The sequence below is a fragment of the Anianabacter salinae genome, from assembly GCF_019061145.1.
GTDB classification, from domain to species: Bacteria; Pseudomonadota; Alphaproteobacteria; order Rhodobacterales; family Rhodobacteraceae; genus Anianibacter; species Anianibacter salinarum.
Window position 1 is genome coordinate 205197 of the sequence record NZ_JAHQZS010000004.1, and the last position, 13718, is coordinate 218914.

At 64.2% G+C, this 13718-nt stretch carries 14 protein-coding genes; 6 read left to right on the forward strand and 8 right to left on the reverse strand.

What is annotated here, in order from left to right; all coding sequences use genetic code 11:
* Nucleotides 1-28: 28 nt before the first annotated feature.
* The 3 genes from KTJ87_RS12550 to KTJ87_RS12560 all read right to left on the reverse strand — a co-directional run bounded on the left by KTJ87_RS12550 (nt 29) and on the right by KTJ87_RS12560 (nt 3716).
* Complete coding sequence (locus KTJ87_RS12550; RefSeq protein ID WP_267139465.1) at nt 29-1105, reverse strand: microcin C ABC transporter permease YejB; 1077 nt, start codon at nt 1103-1105, stop codon at nt 29-31.
* Nucleotides 1106-1109: 4 nt separating this feature from the next.
* On the reverse strand, nt 1110-3026 hold the full coding sequence (locus KTJ87_RS12555; protein WP_267139466.1) for an extracellular solute-binding protein: 1917 nt from the start codon (nt 3024-3026) through the stop codon (nt 1110-1112).
* A 162-nt stretch (nt 3027-3188) separates the two neighbouring features.
* Nucleotides 3189-3716: a c-type cytochrome gene (locus tag KTJ87_RS12560; RefSeq protein WP_267139467.1), complete on the reverse strand. Its 528-nt coding sequence runs from the start codon at nt 3714-3716 to the stop codon at nt 3189-3191.
* A 117-nt stretch (nt 3717-3833) separates the two neighbouring features.
* Here KTJ87_RS12560 and KTJ87_RS12565 point away from each other — a divergent pair, with 117 nt between their 5' ends.
* Nucleotides 3834-4673, forward strand: coding sequence for a prephenate dehydratase (locus KTJ87_RS12565; RefSeq protein ID WP_267139468.1), 840 nt, complete (start codon nt 3834-3836; stop codon nt 4671-4673).
* Nucleotides 4674-4677: 4 nt separating this feature from the next.
* Here the strand turns inward: KTJ87_RS12565 and KTJ87_RS12570 are convergent, their stop codons facing one another.
* From KTJ87_RS12570 to dgcN, 4 genes are all read right to left on the reverse strand, one after another.
* Complete coding sequence (locus tag KTJ87_RS12570) at nt 4678-5148, reverse strand: SRPBCC family protein (RefSeq protein WP_267139469.1); 471 nt, start codon at nt 5146-5148, stop codon at nt 4678-4680.
* Nucleotides 5149-5356: 208 nt separating this feature from the next.
* Entirely contained in the window at nt 5357-6208 is an 852-nt protein-coding gene (locus tag KTJ87_RS12575; protein ID WP_267139470.1) for a D-amino-acid transaminase, read from the reverse strand.
* Nucleotides 6209-6221: 13 nt separating this feature from the next.
* Nucleotides 6222-7187, reverse strand: coding sequence for an N-acetyl-D-Glu racemase DgcA (gene dgcA / locus KTJ87_RS12580; RefSeq protein ID WP_267139471.1), 966 nt, complete (start codon nt 7185-7187; stop codon nt 6222-6224).
* A 58-nt stretch (nt 7188-7245) separates the two neighbouring features.
* Entirely contained in the window at nt 7246-8247 is a 1002-nt protein-coding gene (gene dgcN / locus KTJ87_RS12585) for an N-acetyltransferase DgcN (RefSeq protein ID WP_267139472.1), read from the reverse strand.
* A gap of 286 nt (nt 8248-8533) precedes the next feature.
* Between dgcN and KTJ87_RS12590 the strand changes: the two genes are divergently transcribed.
* Together KTJ87_RS12590 and KTJ87_RS12595 are read left to right on the forward strand one after the other, a co-directional pair.
* Nucleotides 8534-9493 carry an L-malyl-CoA/beta-methylmalyl-CoA lyase gene (locus KTJ87_RS12590; protein ID WP_267139473.1) on the forward strand — a complete coding sequence of 320 codons (960 nt, stop codon included), beginning with the start codon at nt 8534-8536 and terminating at the stop codon, nt 9491-9493.
* Nucleotides 9494-9807: 314 nt separating this feature from the next.
* Complete coding sequence (locus tag KTJ87_RS12595) at nt 9808-10683, forward strand: DUF6602 domain-containing protein (protein WP_267139474.1); 876 nt, start codon at nt 9808-9810, stop codon at nt 10681-10683.
* Between the two features lie 298 nt (nt 10684-10981).
* Here the strand turns inward: KTJ87_RS12595 and KTJ87_RS12600 are convergent, their stop codons facing one another.
* A complete protein-coding gene (locus KTJ87_RS12600; protein ID WP_267139475.1) occupies nt 10982-11434 on the reverse strand; it encodes an Lrp/AsnC family transcriptional regulator in 453 nt (150 codons plus the stop codon).
* 72 nt (nt 11435-11506) lie between these two features.
* Between KTJ87_RS12600 and KTJ87_RS12605 the strand changes: the two genes are divergently transcribed.
* From KTJ87_RS12605 to KTJ87_RS12615, 3 genes are all read left to right on the forward strand, one after another.
* Nucleotides 11507-12100, forward strand: coding sequence for a LysE family translocator (locus KTJ87_RS12605; protein WP_267139476.1), 594 nt, complete (start codon nt 11507-11509; stop codon nt 12098-12100).
* Nucleotides 12101-12171: 71 nt separating this feature from the next.
* The gene (locus tag KTJ87_RS12610) at nt 12172-13131 is read left to right on the forward strand and encodes an acetyl-CoA carboxylase carboxyltransferase subunit alpha (protein WP_267139477.1); all 960 of its coding nucleotides are present in this window, start codon (nt 12172-12174) and stop codon (nt 13129-13131) included.
* A gap of 4 nt (nt 13132-13135) precedes the next feature.
* On the forward strand, nt 13136-13690 hold the full coding sequence (locus tag KTJ87_RS12615; protein WP_267139478.1) for a CIA30 family protein: 555 nt from the start codon (nt 13136-13138) through the stop codon (nt 13688-13690).
* Nucleotides 13691-13718 lie beyond the last annotated feature (28 nt).

Consider the following 13718-nt stretch of genomic DNA (forward strand, 5'->3'; position numbering starts at 1 on the left):
GATCAGGTCATCCTCGCGGAGTGCCACGTCAGCCCTCCCTCGAGGAGAAGTCGATGCGCGGATCGACGAAGACATACATCAGGTCCGACAGGATGCCGACGACAAGGCTGATCAGGCCGAACACGAAGAGCGTTCCGAAGATCACCGGGTAGTCGCGCGCCACTGCAGCCTCGAACCCGAGCCGCCCCAGCCCGTCGAGCGAGAAGATCGTCTCGATGATGATCGACGCGCCAAAGAACACGCCGATGAACAGCGCCGGGAAGCCCGCGATCACGATCAGCATGGCGTTGCGGAAGATGTGACCGTAAAGGACGCGCGATTCGGACAGACCCTTGGCCTTGGCGGTGACGACATACTGCTTCTTGATCTCGTCGAGGAACGAGTTCTTGGTCAGCAGCGTCAGCGTCGCGAAGCTGGAGATCGTGGTGGCCAGAACCGGCAGGGTGATGTGCCAGAAATAGTCGCCGACCTTGCCGATCAGCGACAGCTGGTCCCAGTTGTCCGAGGTCAGGCCGCGCAGCGGGAACCACTGGAAATACGACCCGCCCGCGAACACGACCAAGAGGAGAATCGCGAACAGGAAGCCGGGGATCGCGTAGCCGACGATGATGAGCGACGAGGTCCAGGTGTCGAAGGACGTGCCGTCCTTGACCGCCTTGCGGATGCCGAGCGGGATCGAGATGAGATAGGCGATCAGCGTGGACCATAGGCCAAGCGTGATCGACACCGGCAGCTTTTCCACCACCAGGTCGATGACCGAGATCGAGCGGAAATAGCTCTCTCCGAAGTCGAGGCGCATGTAGTCCCACATCATGTTCAGGAACCTCTCCAGCGGCGGCTTGTCGAAGCCGAACTCGCGTTCCAGTTCCTCGATGAACTCGGGCGGCAGGCCGCGGGCGCCTGCATATTCGCTGTCGCTCGCGCGCTCGAAATCCTGCCCGCTGCCTGCAAAGCTTTCGAACACGTCGCCGCCGCCTTCCATGCGGGCGATGATCTGTTCGATCGGGCCGCCGGGCACGAATTGCGTCAGGGTGAAGTTCACGATCATGATCCCGATCAGCGTCGGGATCACGAGCAACAGACGTCTGAGGATGTAGGCGCCCATGAAATCAGAGCGCCCCCGAAGCCCTCAACGCATCAAGCCGCTCGGCGTCGACCCACCAGAAATCGAGCGCGCCGGTGCCCAGCGGCGGCAGGTCGTCCGGGTGACGGTAGACATCCCAGTAGGCCACCCAGGTGTCGGGCAGGTAGAAGTAAGGGATGTCGAAGCTTAGGTGCCGCAGCGTCCGGTCAAGCGCATTGGTGGCGTCGATCAGCGGCTGCAACTCGGTGGTGTTCTCGATCTCCTTGAGCAGCCGGTCCACGCCCTCGTTCTTCAGCCGCATGATGTTGCGCGAGCTTTCGTCGGCGCCTTCGGACCCGAACCACTGCCCAAGCCCCGTCGACGGCTCGAAGCCCATGCTGAAGATCTGGTTGGTCAGGTCGAAATCGCTGCCCCGGCGGCGTTCGACGTATTGCGCGGTATCCATCCGCTCCAGCTCGCCGTCCACGCCGATCAGCGCGAGGTTCGCCAGGAACGGCGTGATGACGCGGTCATAGCGCGCGTTGAACTGGATGAAGTTCAGCGTCAGCCGCTCGCCGTCCTTGGTGCGCACACCGTCTTCGCCAAGCTCCCATCCGGCCTCGTCCAGAAGGCGGTTCGCCTCGCGGATGATCGACCGTGCGGGCTGGTTGCTGTCGGCGGAATGCTCGACCGGCACGCGCGCGGGTTCGGTGAGGATCGCCGCGTCCAGAAGCCCTTCGTCCACAAGCGGTTGCAGAAGCGCCAGTTCGCCCTCGGTCGGCAGCCCGTCGGCGGCAAGGTCGGTGCCGGTCCAGAACGAGATCGGCTGCCCGTAATCGCCGAAATAGAGCGTGTCGTTCGACCATTCGAAGTTGAACATCATCGCCACGGCGCGGCGGACACGGATGTCCTGCCATTTCTCGCGGTTCAGGTTGAAGTTCCAGGAGAACCGCTGCGCCACGGACCCGTCGGGGATTTCCTCGCGCACGACATTGCCCGCCTGCGCGGCCGGGAAATCATAGCCGGTGTTCCAGTCCGCCGGATCGCTTTCGTTGCGGATCAGGTATTCGCCCGCCTTGAAGGCTTCCAGCGCGGCAGAGGTGTCGCCGAAATACTCGACGCGGATCGTCTCGTAATTGTTGCTGCCCTGGGACAGCGGATGCTCGGCGCCCCAGTAGTCGGGATTCTTGCGGTAGACGACACGGCGGTTGTAGTCGACCTCGTCCAGAACATAGGCGCCGGTGGACATGAACGGCGTCTCGGACGGCTTGTCGAGCCGCGCGCCGGTTTCCTCGAACCATGCTTTACTGAACACGGGCGTTGACCCGGCTTGCTGCACGCGCACCTTGGCGGGCATGTAGTCGGAAAACTCGAAGCGGATGGTATGGTCGTCGATCACCTCGACGCTGTCATAGAACTGCACGGCCGCCTGCCGGTATTCGGGGATACCCTGCTCGGTGAACAACTGGTTCGTGAAGGCGACATCATGCGCCGTCATCGGCGTGCCGTCGGCAAAGGTCACGTCGTCGCGCAGCGTGAACTCGGCATAGGTGCGCGCCTCGTCGTATTCGACCGTCTCGCACAGGAAGCAATACGCGCCATAGGGATCGTCGAGGGTCGAAGTCATCAGCCGCTCGGTGCCGATGGTGTTCAGCGCCGCCGCCACGCCCGCGATGGCATACTGGTTGAAGCTGTCGAAATTCCCGATGCTCCAGGTGGAATATTCGCCGCCACCCGGCGCGTCCGGGTTCACGTAGTCAAGCGTGTCGCCGGGCTGGTATTTCAGCTCGCCAAAGTTGGTGTAGCCGTGGCTGGTGATCACCTCGCCCTCTTGCGCCTTGGCAAGAGTGGCCGTCAGCGCAAGCGCCAGAACGGCCACGGAAAGCGAAAGGAGCGCACTCAACTTGCGCGGCCCGGTCTCGTCGGGGGTCAAGGCGATGGCGCGAGGCTGGCGATGGGCCATGAAGCGAACTCCCGTGGTGTCATGTCACACGATTTATCAAATGAGGCTAAAGGCCAAGAAGTCGACTGTTCAAGTTGAATTCCCGTGATGCCCCGGTGAAGGCCGGGGCAGGAATGAAAAAGGCCGCCCGAAAGGCGGCCTTGGTGCAGAATGTCGGCGCGTTCAGCTTCCTGTCGACTGCAGGAACGCGATCAGGTTCGCGCGATCCTCGACATCATCCATTCCGCGATAGCTCATCGCGGTACCCGGCGCCCACTCGCGCGGGTTCTCGAGAAAGCCGTTCAGGTTCTCGGGGGACCAGACATCCGCGACCTCGACCAGCGCGCCCGAGTAGTTGAAGCCGTCGATCGATGCGACGTCGCGTCCGACCACGCCGTCGAGGTGCGGACCGACGCCATCGGTGCCGTCCAGCTTGTGGCAGGCCTGGCAGGCGCGGAACAGGCTTTCGCCATCGTCGGCACTGGCGGTCTGGAACACTTCGTCAAAGCTCGGGCCAGCGTCTGCCTCGGCGGTGTCTTCGCCGCCTTCTTCCTCGCCGGTGTCGATCGAATAGGCTTGCGCATGTTCTTCGCCGTGGCCTTCCGCGCCGACGTGATAAATCGCCTCGGCGGCCCATGCCCCCAGCAGGAAGACCAGCAGCGATCCACAAACCGCGCCAATCACCTTGGTCATCGTCATCGTGTCGAACATGTCGCGTTCCATTCCGTGCAAATTCGCGCGCTATCTATCCCCTTCCTCCTGTCCTGTTCAAGCGGTATGACCCGCGACCAAACGACCTTTGCGCAACAGATTGACGGACCGGCACAAATGACGCAGCGCATCGCGTTCCAGGGAGAACTTGGCGCCTACTCGCACCAGGCCTGCAAGGAAGCCCGCCCCGAGATGGAGGCGCTGGCCTGCCGCACCTTCGAGGACGTGATCGCGGCGGTCCGCTCGGGCGAGGCGGAACTGGCGATGCTTCCGGTCGAGAACTCGACCTATGGCCGCGTTGCCGACATCCACCGCCTGCTGCCCGAAAGCGGCCTGCACATCATCGACGAAGCCTTCGTGCGGGTGCACATCAACCTTCTTGGCGTTCCGGGCGCGCAGATCGCCGAGGTCACCGACGCCTGGAGCCACCTCGTTCTGCTGCCCCAGTGCAGCGGCTTTCTGCGCGAGCATGGCATCACCGGGCGGCTGTCCACTGACAACGCCCGCGCCGCCAAGGATGTCGCCGCCAAGGGTGACAAGACGCAGGCCGCGCTGGCCTCGGAACTGGCGGGCGAGATCTATGGTCTCGACGTGCTGGCGCGCCACATTGAGGATCACGACCGCAACACCACCCGCTTTCTGGTGATGTCGCGCACGCCCAACCTCGACCGGCGCGGCGATACAAAGATGGTGACGACGTTCGTTTTCCGCGTCCGCAACATTCCCGCCGCGCTTTACAAGGCGATGGGCGGGTTCGCGACGAACGGCGTGAACATGACCAAGCTGGAAAGCTACATGGTCGACGGATCGTTCACCGCCACGCAGTTCTATTCCGACATCGAGGGCCATCCCGAAGACGCCAACGTGAAACGCGCGCTGGACGAGCTTGGGTTCTTCACATCGGAAATGCGGGTGCTTGGCGTCTATCCCGCCGACCCGAACCGCCCCGCGCTTTGACCGCTCAGGCGGTGCCGGGGCCGTGACGGTCTTCGGCAGCCTGCTTGAAACTGGCGATCCGCGCCTCAAGCCGGCGCTGGATCGTGCCGCGCGCGAACTTCAGCGATTGCAGCAGCAGACGCCCCGAAAGGGTCGAGGCCGTCAGGTCGACGGCAAAGCTCACCCGCGTGCGGCGCGGCGACAGCGGCAGGAACTCCGCGTCGATGGCGCCGTCGATCCCGCCGCTGCCGGACAGGATGCGCAGTCCGTTCGGGCGGTCGAACTCTTCGATCCGGGCCTTGATCTTGCGGTCCTTGCCCCGGAACTTGGCAAGCAGCAGCCATTCCGACCCAAGCCCCGGCATCCCGGCGGCATCGGTGCGCCGCACCTCGATCCCGCGCCGCATGGCCTGCCGTTCGAACCGGTCGAAATCGGTCGCCATGGCGAACACGTCCGCGATCGGCGCGTCGACATCTTCCCTGACACTGAACTTCATTGCCTCGCCATTCCTGCCCCGCGCGGCGGTCTTTGCCCTGCCGTGCCCCCCGAAAGAGCCTTTGTCCCGACCGCGCGTCCGGGCGAGTGTGCCGAACGCTGACCGAACCTGTCTTCGTGGATGACACCTGCAGACCACACTGTGCGGCCCGCCGTCTACAGTCGAGACCGGATCACCGCCCCAAAGGCCGCCGCTATCGGGAATCAGGTCACAGTGCCGCCTTGCGACCTTCTTCGAGATAGATTTCCCGCAGGCGCACCGCGATCGGCCCCGGAGCGCCGCCGCCAACCGCCGCGCCGTCGATCTCGACGACCGGCTGCACAAAGGTGGTGGCAGAGGTCACAAAGGCCTCGTCCGCGCCTTGCGCCTCTTCGATGGTGAACGCCCGCTCCTCGACCTGCATCTGCGCCTCGGCGGCGATCCGCAACACGGCGGCGCGGGTGATCCCGGCAAGGATCTCAGTGCCCAGCTGCCGGGTGATAATCTTGTTGCCCTTCACGATATAGGCGTTGTTCGACGTGCCCTCGGTCACAGCCCCGTCCTCGACCATCCAGGCATCGTCGGCGCCTGCGGCCTTGGCCATCATCTTGCCCATCGACGGATACAGCAGCTGCACCGTCTTGATGTCGCGCCGCCCCCAGCGCTGATCCTCGATGGAAATCACCTTGATCCCGGTCTTCGCAGCAGGATTGTCCACCACCGACTTGGCCTGCGTGAACAGCACCAGCGACGGCTTTGCCTCCTTGGGATAGGCGAAGTCGCGGTCCGCCGCGCCGCGCGACACCTGCAGGTACACCAGCCCCTCGGTCAGATCGTTGCGCGCCACCAGCTCGCGGTGGATCGCCAGAAGCGTGTCCTCGTCCACCGGGCTGGCCATCTCCAGCTCTGACAGCGACCGCCACAGGCGTTTGGCGTGGCCGGGGAAATCGACCAGCTTGCCGTCCAGCACGCTGGTCACTTCATAGACCGCATCGGCGAACAGGAACCCCCGGTCGAACACGGAAATCTTCGCGTCTTCCTCGGGCACGTAGTCCCCGTTGACATAGACGATGCGGCTCATGGACGTGTCTCCTTCAACCCCACAACTCGGGCTCGGCTGGGTGTATCCCGCCCGCGTCGAAATGCAAGGGAACCTCGCGGTCCTCGGCCAGCAGAAGCGGCCCGTCAAGGTCCGTCACCGCCGCCCCCTGCGCCACCAGAACCGCAGGCGCCATCGCCAGAGATGATCCGACCATGCAGCCCACCATCACCTCGAACCCCGCCGTGCGCGCCGCGTCGCGCAGCGCCAGCGCCTCGGTCAACCCGCCGGTCTTGTCGAGCTTGATGTTCACCATGTCGTACTTGCCCTTCAGAGCGGGCAGGGATGCGCGGTCATGGCACGCCTCGTCGGCGCAGACCGGCAAGGGGCGCGCGATCTCGGCCAGCATGTCGTCGGCGCCTGCAGGCAATGGCTGTTCCACCATCTTCACGCCCAGGCGCACCAGATGCGGCGCCAGATCGGAATAGACCTCTGCCGTCCAGCCCTCGTTGGCGTCCACGATGATGTCCGCTGCGGGCGCGCCCGCGCGCACCGCCTCGAGCCGCGCCATGTCGTCCGGCGTGCCCAGCTTGATCTTCAACAGCGGCCGATGGGCATGACGCGCCGCCGCCGCCCGCATCCGCTCGGGCGTATCCAGCGACAGGGTATAGGCGGTGATCTGCGGCCCCGGCGCGGCCAGCCCGGCCAACTGCCACACCCGCCGCCCCGCCGCCTTCGCCTCAAGGTCCCACAGCGCGCAATCCACCGCGTTCCGCGCCGCCCCCGGCTCCAGCGCCTCTTGCAGCGCCGCCCGCTCGATCCCCGGCTCAAGCCCCTCGATCTGCGCCTTCACACTGTCCAGTGTCTCGCCGTAGCGGGCGTAGGGAACGCACTCGCCCCAGCCCGCCGCGCCGCCGCGCGCCACCCGTACCGTGACCACCTCGGCCCGGTCGCGCGAGCCGCGCGAGATGGTGAACACCTCTGCCAGCCGGAACGTGTCGAACCGCACCTCGAATGTCATCGCGCCCCCGGTTTCTTCTTGGCAAAAATACTCTGATCAAACGCCCGCCAAGGGCACCTCACATCGCCTGCAGCGCCTCGGCCAGCCGCCCGGCCCCCTGACGGTAGGGATCGACCGTCGGCAAGCCCATGCGCGCCTCGACCTCGGCCATGTAGGCCAGCGCCTCGTCCTCGCCCATCGCGGCGGTGTTGATGGCGATGCCCACCACCTCGCAGGCGGGGTTGGCCACCCGCGCCATCGGCAGCGCGGTGTCGCGCAGCGCCTCAAGCGTCGGCAGGCTGTAACCCGGCAGCCCGCGCATGTGGGTCCGCGTCGGCTCGTGGCTCAGGATCAGCGCGTCAGGCTGGCCGCCATGCACCAGCGCCATCGTCACCCCGGAATAGGACACGTGGAACAGCGATCCCTGCCCCTCGATGATGTCCCAGTGATCGGTGTCATTGTTGGGCGTCAGCCATTCCACCGCACCCGCCATGAAATCCGCGACCACAGCGTCCAGCGGCACGCCCTCGCCGGTGATCAGGATGCCGGTCTGCCCGGTGGCGCGGAACGACGATTTCACGCCCTGCTCCTTCAGCGCCGCATCCAGCGCCAGCGCGGTATACATCTTGCCGACCGAGCAATCCGTGCCCACCGCAAGGCAGCGCTTGCCGCTCCGCTTCACCCCGTCCGCGATCGGATACTTCACCGTCGGAATACGCACGTCATGCAGCGCGCGCCCGTTCGCCTTGGCCGCCGCGACCAGCTCCGGCTCATCCCGCAGCAGGTTGTGCAGCCCCGACGCCAGGTCGAACCCCGTCTCCAGCGCCTCGACCAGCACGCGCTTCCACGCCGCCGAGATCACGCCGCCCCGGTTCGCCACGCCGATCACCAGCGTCTTGACGCCCGCGTCCTTCGCTTCGGCCAGCGTCATGTCGGGCAGGCCCATGTCGGCCTTGCAGCCCTCCATGCGGAACTGGCCGACGGCGTAATCGGGCCGCCAGTCGCGGATACCGCGCGCCACCTTGGCCGCCAGCGCGTCGGGCGCGTCGCCCAGGAACAGAAGATAGGGGGTCTCGATCATGTCGCGTCCTCCGGGAATGCGTTTGGTGGGAGGATAGGGCACATCACGGGAAATTCGCGTGCTTTCTGGCGCGACCTGACACCGCATGACGCAAAATTCTTCGCCAAAACCGTCACATGATCGAAGAAATGTCAGCGCCCGCAACCATACCAACAAGAACCGCGCGCCATGACCGCCAGACTCGTCTCCCGTCTTTCTGCGCCCGCGAAATCCACCCTTGCGACAGCGCGCGCAATATTCTACCGCAATGCCCAACAATCACGACATTTCATTACACGAGGCGCCCATGTCCTTCCGCATCCAGCCCCAGCCCGTCGCTCGCCCGAACCGCTGCCAGTTGTTCGGCCCCGGCTCGCGCCCCGCGATCTTCGAGAAGATGGCCGCCAGCGACGCCGACGTGATCAACATCGACCTTGAGGATTCCGTCGCCCCCGACGACAAGGCGCAGGCCCGCAAGAACGTCATCGAGGCCATCGGCGACGTCGACTGGGGGAAAAAGACCCTGTCGGTGCGGATCAACGGGCTGGATACCCCCTACTGGTATCGCGACGTGGTGGACCTTCTGGAACAGGCCAGCGACCGGCTCGACCAGATCATGATCCCCAAGGTCGGCAACGCGGGCGATCTTTACGCCGTCGATGCGCTGGTCACGGCGATCGAGGCCGCCACGGGCCGCACGAAACGCCTCGCCTTCGAGGTCATCATCGAATCCGCCGCCGGGATCGCCCATGTCGAGGAGATCGCCGCAGGCTCGCCCCGCTTGCAGGCGATGAGCCTTGGGGCCGCCGATTTCGCCGCCTCCATGGGCATGTCCACCACCGGCATCGGCGGCACGCAGGAAAACTACTACATGCACCGCGACGGCGCGAAATACTGGTCCGACCCGTGGCACTGGGCGCAGGCCAACATCGTCGCCGCCTGCCGCACCCACGGCATCCTGCCCGTCGACGGCCCCTTCGGCGACTTCTCCGACGACGACGGCTTTCGCGCGCAGGCGCTGCGGTCGGCCACGCTGGGCATGGTCGGCAAATGGGCGATCCACCCCAAGCAGGTCGCGCTGGCGAACGAGGTCTTCACCCCCACCGACGCTGCCGTGCAGGAAGCCCGCGAGATCCTCGCCGCGATGGAGGCCGCCAAGGCCAAGGGCGAAGGCGCCACAGTCTACAAGGGCCGCCTCGTCGACATCGCGTCCATCAAGCAGGCCGAGGGGATCGTGAAGCAGTCGGAGATGATTGCTGGGGGGTGAAGGGTTGGTGGTGGGTTGGCGGACGAGAGCATCTCTCGCGTGCTGAAGACTTTGGGCGTGCAGGGCGCACATGCGGACAATGCCGGCGTCTGAGTAGAAAAAGCGAATGTAACGATTTCGGACGGCTCGGTTTGTGGCACGAAGTCGCAGAATTTCTTTCTTTTAGTTTTTTATTGGGCTCTGTAGACTTGGCCATGCCCATCGGTAGATGACATCTTAATTCAGGCGCGAATCGGTCCGAGGGTTACCTCATTTTCGGATTCATAAACCCCGACTAGTCTTTGGGTCAGGATTAGCTTCAGGGAGAGTGCATAATGGATGGACGGAGACTGCAAGATTTTTGGAATCAGGAAGTTCTGGCGCTCCTGGCGGTGTACCGCCAGTTCGAGACCCTGCTACCTAGCCCTGCCGCAGTAGGGGCAGAACACCGCGGCGAGGATGGCCGATACGTCGAGGCCCTGCTCCGCAGTTATCTGCAAAAGTATCTTCCCAAGGATCTGGAAGTGCTGACTGGCTTCATCTTGCGGCCAGCCGTCAAGACCGGCAAGAACACGCGTAACAGGAAGAACCAAATAGACCAGCATTCGACCCAGCTCGATATTATTGTATGTGATACCGGCACCTATCCTGTCTTTCAGCGCATGGGAGATACCGTGATCGTGCCACCTGAGGCCGTCATTGCTGTACTGTCGGTCAAAAAGAAGCTGCGCGGTGCAGATGTAGCGGCTGAATGCAAAGCGCTAGCAGCCGTAGGCCGGATTTGCCGCTCGGATGAGGTCAAGCCGCAGGAACGTCGGCGCGGGCCATTCCTTGCGCTAGTGGGAGCTAGCTCGGAACTTGCAGACACACGGGTGGCGAAGGAAAAGAAGATTTTCCAGAAACTGGAAGAACTTTACGCTGAGCCACCTACATTCGACGACATGGTGGGCTTCATCGGTGATCTTTCGCAATGGTACGTATTCAAGGCCCGTCCGCCTGAAGAGCCAATACCAACCAATAGCGTGGCCAAATATCTTCATTTTTCACTAGAGAATGAGGAGCTGCATCATGGCTTTCAGTTTCTTATCTCCGGCATACTGTCGGTTTACTATGATGAAACCCGGCGGAACATGAAACGGCCAGGATATACGTCTTTTCCTCGTTTACCAGCACAGCAACTGGGGGAAATCCCGTTCAAGGGACTTCGGTGAAAACATGGGATCATAGTGCTGCGTGAAAACTGCAGCACCCACTAGAATGAACAAATCAATTTTGAAAAGAAAGGGCCGCTTTGGAAACCAAAGCGGCCCTTAACCCGGCTTTTTCCGCTATCAGCCATCAGGAGTGACCGGAAACACACTTTGGCTATTTCTTTGGCAAGCAGACTTCTCACCTTCACATTAGTAGTTAGAGCAGCTTGCGCAGCGCTTCAAGGGGGACTTCATTCGATGTCCCGAACTTCGTTCAAACTGTAGCACAGGTCAATTAGCCTCCAACCCTCTCTCCCCCCTACCCCCGCATATCCTTCGGCGAGCCCATCACCACATAGGTCGTCAGCAGGTTCACCTGCGGCAGCGCGCCCAGGACGTCTGTGTGGAACCGCTTGTAGGCGGGCAGGTCGGCGACCTCGACGCGAAGCAAGTATTCGACGCCCCCGGTGATATTGTGGCACTCGCGCACTTCCGGCGACGCCTCGATCGCCTGTTCAAAGGCAAGCTGCGCCGCCTTGGTGTGCCGGTTCAGCCCGACCGTGACATAGGCGGTGAACCCGATCCCCGCCTTCTCGGCGCTGATGACGGCGCGGTAGCCCGCGATCACGCCCGACTTCTCCAGCACGGCGACCCGGCGCAGACAGGCCGAGGGCGACAGCCCGACCCGCTCGGCCAGCGCCAGATTGCTGATCCGGCCATCCGATTCCAGCACACGCAATATCTTGCGGTCTATCTGGTCCAGTTCAGTCAATGATTGCGTCCCTGCCTCTCTGACACCTCACTTTGCAATCTTTTGCCGCGCCAAACCAGCCAGATATTGCCCATGACCTTCGACATCCTCCTTGCCCTCGCGGCCTTCTGCCTTGTCACCCTGTTCTCGCCGGGGCCGAACAACCTGATGCTCATGGCCTCGGGTGCCAACTACGGCGTGCGCCGGTCGCTGCCGCACCTGTCGGGCGTGGCGGTGGGCTTTCCGCTGATGATCCTGCCCGTGGGCCTTGGCGTGATGCAGCTGTTCGAGGCGTTCCCACCCCTGCACCTCGCACTCAAGATCGCGTCGGTGGCGTATCTGCTGTATCTCGCGTGGAAGATCGCCCATGCGACCACCCCGAAAGAGGCCGAGGCAGGCTCGCATCCGCTCAGCTTCTTCCAGGCCGCCGCGTTCCAGTGGGTGAACCCCAAGGCGTGGTCGATGGCGCTGGGGGCAATCACGCTCTACGCGCCGGGCCGCGACATCGGGTCGATCCTGTGGATCTGCGCCGCCTTCCTTCTGATTGGCGTCGGATCTGCCCTGACGTGGACGACGCTCGGCACCGCCGTGCGCCGCCTCCTGGCCGATCCCCGCCGCCTTCAGGTCTTCAACTGGACAATGGCCGCGCTTCTGGTCGCGTCGATGGCCTTTGTCCTGATCGCCTGAACCGAAAGCCAAAGTTGCATCCCCGCCTCTCGGCAGCCATATAGCAGGGCGAACGACGCGGGAGTCCCCTGATGAACTATCTCGACTTCGAAAAGCCCCTTGCCGAGATCGAAGGCAAGGCGAACGAGCTTCGGGCGCTGGCGAAGACCAGCGAAGGCATGGACGTCGAGAAGGAGGCCGCGGCGCTGGACGCCAAGGCGGGGCAGATGCTCAAGGACCTTTACGGCGGGCTGACCGCGTGGCGCAAATGCCAGGTCGCGCGGCACCCCGACCGGCCGCACTGCAAGTCCTACATAGAGGCGCTGTTCACCGAATACACGCCCCTGGCCGGCGACCGGAACTTTGCCGACGATCACGCGGTGATGGGCGGAATGGCGCGTCTGGGCGACCGCCCCGTCATGGTGATCGGTCACGAGAAGGGCCACGACACCAAGACCCGCATCGAACGCAATTTCGGCATGGCCCGCCCGGAAGGCTACCGCAAGGCGATCCGTCTTCTGGACCTTGCCGACCGCTTCAACCTGCCCGTGGTGACGCTGGTCGACACCCCCGGCGCCTATCCCGGCAAGGGCGCCGAGGAACGCGGACAGTCCGAGGCGATCGCGCGCTCGACCGAGAAAAGCCTGCAGATCGGCGTGCCGGTGGTGTCGGTGGTGATCGGCGAGGGCGGATCGGGCGGGGCCGTGGCCTTTGCCACCGCGAACCGCGTGGCGATGCTGGAACATTCGATCTACTCGGTCATCTCGCCCGAGGGCTGCGCCTCGATCCTTTGGAAGGACGCGGAAAAGATGCGCGAGGCCGCCGAGGCGCTGCGCCTGACTGCGCAGGACCTCAAGCAGCTTGGCGTCGTGGACCGCATCATCAAGGAACCGCTCGGCGGCGCCCAGCGTGACCGCGCCGCGACGATCAAGGCCGTGGGCGAAGCGCTGGAGTCGATGATCGGCGAATTGGCCGACAAGTCGCGCGCCGCGCTCATCAAGGACCGCCGCAAGAAGTTCCTCGACATGGGTCGCAAGGGTCTGGCGGCCTGATCCGGTGGACCGGCGCCATGTCCTTGCACTGGCCGCCGCCTCGCTCGTGCTGCCCCGTGCCGCGCTGACACAGGACTGGACCACGGGCATGTTGACGCCCGCGCGCGACCTTGGCTGGACCTACCTTGCAGACACCGTCATGGGCGGCGTGTCGCAAGGACAGGCGCGCATGGAAACGGACGGGCCCGAGACCTTCATCCGCCTGACCGGCACCGTCAGCACCGCCAACCGCGGCGGATTCATACAGACCCGCACCGACCTGCCGGGTGGCCTGCCGCCCGAAACCACCGCCTTGCGCATCCGGTTGCGCGGCAATGGCGAGCGGTATTTCATCCATCTGCGCACCAGCGGCACCCGCCTGCCGTGGCAATACTACCAGGCCGGATTCCCCACGGGGCCGGACTGGGCCGAGATCGACTTGCCGCTGTCCTCGTTCGAGCCGTCGGGCCGCCTGCTGCGCAGCAGCCCGCAAGCCGAAAGCCTGCGCTCCATCGGGCTTGTCGCCTTTGGCCGCGACCACCGCGCCGATGTGTCCCTCGCGGCGCTTGGGGCGGTCTGACCCAAATCCTCGCCGAGGATTTGGCCAC